Below are 5,085 nucleotides of genomic sequence, written 5' to 3' on the forward strand. Positions count from 1 at the left end.
AGGGAGCTTGCTCCCGCTGGACGGCGCAGCCGTCCCAAAAACGACGGCTGCTGCGCACCCGAGCGGGAGCAAGCTCCCTCGCCACAAATAGAATTACAACCGGTTCGGCTTAACCCGCCAAACCCACAAACATATCCTGCACATCATCATGGTTATCGAGGCCTTCCAGGAACGCCTCGACTTCAGCCATCTGCTCATCGCTCAAACCGCTTACCGGGTTTTTTGGCTGATACCCCAATTTGGCCGACAACACGGTAAAACCTTGCTCAGGCAGCGCTTTCTGAACGGCGTCCAGGTCCGCAGGGTCGGTCAGGAACAGGGTCGTGCCCTCTTCGTCTCCTGGCTCGAAATCCTGGGCTCCCGCTTCAATCGCAGCCATTTCCGGATCGGCGTCAGGGCTGTCCGGAGACGCTTCGATCATGCCCACATGGTTGAAGTCCCACGATACCGAACCGGAAGCGCCCAACTGGCCCTTGCGGAAAGCCACGCGGATTTCCGCGACGGTGCGATTGATGTTGTCGGTGACGCATTCAACGATCAGCGGCACCTGATGCGGAGCGAAACCTTCATACGTCACACGATGGTATTGCACGGTTTCGCCCAACAGACCCGCGCCTTTCTTGATCGCACGATCCAGGGTTTCCTTGGGCATCGAGGCTTTTTTCGCCTGCTCGACCACCAGACGCAGGTGTGCGTTGGTGGCGGTATCGGCACCGTTGCGGGCAGCAATAGTGATTTCTTTCACCAATTTGCCGAAGATCTTGCCCTTGGCGTTAGATGCCGCTTCTTTGTGTTTAACCTTCCACTGTGCGCCCATTACTCACTCTCTTATCTGTGGCGCCGAGACATCTATTGGCCGACGCTTTGCGCAAGTTTATACGGCCTAAAGTTGGCAATCGACCAAAAAATCCACCCGGCTCACCGGCATGACCAATCGACTTCTTCACCGGCGGTTGTAGGGCGATTCTGAAATGTTCACTTGCGGTGACCATAAAGGTCCGTGGTTTCGTACCCTCTGCGCCCATATTCCATGGCAGAAGCGCGTTCGATGCACAACGACAAGGAAAGTCCCTACACCCTGACCCTCCTGGACAGTGGATTGACTCTGCAGGTGTTGCAGTTCAGTGGCCGAGAAAGTCTCAACCAGCCCTATCGTTTCGAGATCGAAGTAATCGGCCTGGCACCCGCCATGAACCTCGAGCAGTTGCTGCAGCAACCGGCGTTCCTGAGCCTGAGGGGTGACAGCGGCATTCACGGCATCTTGCACAGCGCCAGTCGCGAGCACCGTGGCCCGCACCGAATCGGCTACCATCTGGTGCTGGTGCCCTGGCTGCAGCAACTGGACCGACACCCTTGCCGGCGGGTTTTTCATCAACTCGACGCGCCCGCCATCCTGCGCCAGTTGCTCAGCGAAAACGCGATCACCGAAGACAGCTTCCGTTTTGAACTGCCCAACGGACGCTATGCGGTGCGACCGTTCTGCATTCAGTTTGATGAGACCGACCTGGCGTTCCTGCAACGGCTCTGCGAAGAAGAAGGCATCCACTATCACTTGAACATCAGCACGACGGCCATGTGCTGGTGTTGGCGGATGACAGCCTGAGCTTTCCCCAGGAACCGCTGCTGATGCCCTTTCACGGCGAGACGGCCGACCCCGCCAGCGTGCCGGTGATCACTGAGTTGTTCCAGCGCCATGCCTCGCCTGCACCGCAACAGCTCCAGCGCGAGCAATCGAGCCGTCGATCACTGGAACGGCTGCGCTGCCGGCATCGGCAGATTCAGGGGCAAAGCAATCACAGTGATTTGCGCGGCGGATGCATCGTGCAAGTGTCGGAACATCCCATCGCGAACTTCAACGATCAATGGCTGCTGACCGAGATCCGGCATCAGGGCCGACAGCCGTCGATTCTCGCCGAGGACACCGCCGACAAGCTCCGGCGTTACAGCAATCAGTTCAGCGCGATTCCGTGGTCCACGGTGTTCCGGCCAGCGCTCACACAGGCCAGACCGAGCATTCCGGGCTATCAGAAGGCGCGAGTGCTGGGCGCTGTCGGGCAACCCGCGGTGCTGGATGCTCAAGGGCGGATTGAGGTCCGGTTGTGGCCCACCGCGCAAGCCGACGACAAGGAATCCACCGGTCTCTGGCTACCCGTGGCCCTCGCCGCGCCGGACGGTCGGATCGATCCGTCCAGGCTGCCGCTCGCCGGCACCGACGTGCTCATCAGTTTTCTCGACAGCGACCCGGATCGTCCTGTGTTGTGTGCGGCGGCGAGCAACCCGCCAGCGCCTCGACCCACTCGCCAGCCACGCAGCGATGGCCTTCTGTTGCTCGATTGGCTGGTCAACCGTCGGGACTGATCAGCCCTTGTCAGCCTTGCCAGCCGCCGCGAACCTGGTCAGGCGCACATCCACAGCGCTTTCGCGAGCAAGCTTCGCTCCTGCAGGTTCCTGTATGTTTTTACGGCACGCAGGACCAGGCCTCCAGCGCCTGTTTCAGCCAGAAAGGACTCATCGGTTTTTCCTCAGGTACGCAGGGGTTTTACGGTCATCGCCTGGTTAGGCACGGAAGCGCTTTCGACGCGCAGGCCAGCCGGACGGCTGTTCCAGTGGGGGATCAGCACCAGGGCGGAAAACAATGCGCAGCCGGCGAAGACGATGAACACGGTGACCGAGTCAAAGTAACCCGGCAGCAATCCGCCGAGAATCGCCCCGACCGAGCCGCAACCGTTGACGAACCCGGCGGCCGTGGCGCCCGCCTTGGCGGTGCCGAAATCAATCGCTGCCGCCCCGCTGATCATCGAATCCGGCCCGTACAAGGTCAGGCCCATGACAAACAGCAGCGCCACCACCCACAACACGCTGCCGGTGTGCAGAGCGCCCATGAACAGCGCCAGGGAAACGGTCAATGCCAACAGACTGATCACGCAGGCCGGCATGCGCCGGGCGCCGAACAGTTTGTCCGAGGCCAGCCCGAGCAGGATCGGCCCCAGCAGCCCGGCCAGTTCAAACGCGGTAGGAATGATTGCCGCGCCCACTTTGCCCACCGAGGGCATCTGCTCGAAGACGATCACCGGCCCCCAGAGCAGAATCGCGTAGCGCGCCGGTTTCAACAGGAAATACGCCAGGCCCAATACCAGCACCGTGCGGTTGCGCAGGATTTCCTTTAACGGTTCAAGCACGCTGGTCTTGCTTTGCGCGCAGGCCTCTTTCGTTGTCAGTTCCAGCTCCACTGCAGGCAAGCCGACGTCTTGCGGTTTATTGCGCTGGAAAATAAAAAACAGCACGGCGACCAGCCCAACCACCGCCGCACTGGAAATGAACGCCGCGTGCCAACTGCCGATGAGCGTATACGCCCACCAGCCGGCAAACGGCGAGGCCACCAGACCGCCAAAGGCGTAGCAGGAACTCCACAGCCCCAGCACCCTTCCGCGCTGCCGGGCAGGGAAAAAACTGCCCATGTTCTTGCACAGCCCCGACCATCCGGTGGACTGCGCCAGGCCTTGAATCAGCATGCAGGTGGCAAAGATCGGTAACGTCGCGAAACTGCCCATCACCAGGGCGGCCGCTGCGGAAATGAGCAATCCGCCAAGCACCACGACCCGAGGGCCAAAGCGGTCGGCGAGGATGCCCCAAGTGAATTGACCGAAGGCGTAGGCGGTCAGGTAGAGGGCGTCGAGGTTGGCCATGGCCATTTTGTCGAGCATGAAGGTGGGGTCTTCGGCGATCCCCAGTTTGGCCACGGAAAAGGCTTTGCGGGTGAAGTAGAAAGCGGCGTAGGCGAGCCAGGTGATCGCGAAGATCTGCACGCGCCACCGCTTGATGGTGCCGATGGAATTGTTCATTGTGATTTCTGACCTCAGGGTGTGAGTGTGCCGGCAGAAATTGAGAAATAACGCCTGTTTTTTTATTGTTGAGCACTTCGATACCGCTGCTTCCCTGAGGCGATACCGGTCAGATGAGGCCTGTAACTGCACGCGCAGGCTCATGGCCACCGACGCTGTTCGACTGACCAGTCACCGGGGCTGAGTTCGATAAAAACAATTACTGATTAATAAGTGAAATCGATTTATCGTATTTCCAATATAGGCTCGACTTGTTACTGGAGGTTTCGATGTCGGTTTCCCACGCCCAACTCAAAGCCTTCCACGCCGTGGCCGTCCACGGAAGCTTTACCAAAGCCGCCGAGCGGCTTTTTCTTACGCAACCGGCGATTTCCGACCAAGTGCGCAAGCTCGAAGAGCGCTTCGGGGTGTTGCTGTTTCACCGCAACAAACGCTCGGTGCGCCTGACGGATCTGGGCGAACGCTTGTTGAGCATTACCCAGCGCCTGTTCGTCATCGAGGACGAGGCGCAGGAACTCTTGCATGACTCCCGGGCCTTGCAGACCGGCAGCCTGATTCTCGCGGTGGATGCGCCGGTGCACGTACTGCCGCAGATTGCGCGTTTCTGTGAACGCTACCCCGGCATCAGCGTAAAAATCGAAACCGGCAACACCGACGAATCGCTGTTTCGCCTGTTCAACTATCAGGCCGACCTGGCGTTGCTCGGCCGGGATGTGAGTGACGTGCGGCTGATCTCGCTGCCGCTGCGCAATGACCCGATGGTGGCCTTCGTTTCACACAATCATCCGTGGGCGGATCGCGAATCGATTTGCCTGGCGGATTTGCACGACACGCCCCTGGTGCTGCGGGAAATCGGTTCGGTGACGCGTCAGACACTGGAAGAGGAAATGGCCCAGGCCGGGTTTTCCATCCGCCCGGCGATCCAGGTTGAAGGCCGGGAAGCGGCGCGTGAGGCGGTGGTCGTGGGGATCGGGGTGGGCGTGGTGTCCGCCGCCGAGTTTGGCGCGGACTCGCGGGTGTGTGCGTTGCCGATTACCGATTGCACACGGCGCCTGACAGAGACGCTGGTGTGCCTGCGCGAGCAGAGTTCACGGCGGGTGGTGGCGACGTTTCTGGAGATGGTGCGCGAGAGTCTGGTGTAGGCAGGTCTGGCCTCTTCGCGGGCAAGCCTCGCTCCCACAGGGGTTTATGCTGGCCGCAGATCTTGTATACGACGCATAACCTGTGGGAGCGAGGCTTGCCC

At 60.3% G+C, this 5,085-nt stretch carries 3 protein-coding genes and 1 pseudogene; 2 read left to right on the plus strand and 2 right to left on the minus strand.

Going from position 1 to position 5,085, the window contains the following annotated elements:
• Positions 1-109 precede the first annotated feature (109 nt).
• Positions 110-817, minus strand: a complete 708-nt coding sequence (locus QMX98_RS32280) for a YebC/PmpR family DNA-binding transcriptional regulator (RefSeq protein WP_010458744.1) — start codon at positions 815-817, stop codon at positions 110-112.
• A gap of 231 nt (positions 818-1,048) precedes the next feature.
• Here QMX98_RS32280 and QMX98_RS32285 point away from each other — a divergent pair.
• A pseudogene (locus tag QMX98_RS32285) lies at positions 1,049-2,358 on the plus strand (contractile injection system protein, VgrG/Pvc8 family).
• A 164-nt stretch (positions 2,359-2,522) separates the two neighbouring features.
• On the opposite strand, the gene QMX98_RS32290 reads toward QMX98_RS32285, so the two are convergent.
• Positions 2,523-3,842: an MFS transporter gene (locus tag QMX98_RS32290; protein ID WP_282411955.1), complete on the minus strand. Its 1,320-nt coding sequence runs from the start codon at positions 3,840-3,842 to the stop codon at positions 2,523-2,525.
• Between the two features lie 269 nt (positions 3,843-4,111).
• On the opposite strand from QMX98_RS32290, the gene QMX98_RS32295 reads away from it, so the two are divergent.
• Positions 4,112-4,984 (plus strand): LysR family transcriptional regulator, encoded by an 873-nt coding sequence (locus tag QMX98_RS32295; RefSeq protein WP_282411956.1) that lies wholly within the window; start codon positions 4,112-4,114, stop codon positions 4,982-4,984.
• Positions 4,985-5,085 lie beyond the last annotated feature (101 nt).

Origin of the sequence: Pseudomonas sp. PS02303 (assembly GCF_029959925.1) — a bacterium.
In the GTDB taxonomy this organism is placed as follows: Bacteria; Pseudomonadota; Gammaproteobacteria; order Pseudomonadales; family Pseudomonadaceae; genus Aquipseudomonas; species Aquipseudomonas mandelii.